This window comes from Vibrio crassostreae 9ZC13, from assembly GCF_000272045.2.
In the GTDB taxonomy this organism is placed as follows: Bacteria; Pseudomonadota; Gammaproteobacteria; order Enterobacterales; family Vibrionaceae; genus Vibrio; species Vibrio crassostreae_C.
Window position 1 is genome coordinate 80,618 of sequence record NZ_AJYZ02000042.1, and the last position, 216, is coordinate 80,833.

The window sequence follows — 216 nt, forward strand, 5'->3', positions numbered from 1 at the left end:
AGATGTATTGGCTAACGACACCGATTTAGACGATGGTGCTAAGTTCACTTTAGACAGTGTGAGCTCGGACAAAGGTCTGGTGACCATCGTTAATAACAAACTTGTCTTTGAAGCGACTGGCGAAGATTTTGATCACCTGCCAGCCGGTGTAACAGAGCAGGTCGTGGTGACGTACACCATGAGCGATGAAAGTGGCGAGCCGATCACATCGACCGC

General features: G+C 49.5%; 1 protein-coding gene. It reads left to right on the forward strand.

The window, feature by feature from the left end:
* Nucleotides 1-216: Ig-like domain-containing protein (locus tag A136_RS22885; protein WP_032546811.1), on the forward strand; the 216-nt coding region annotated here is incomplete at both ends.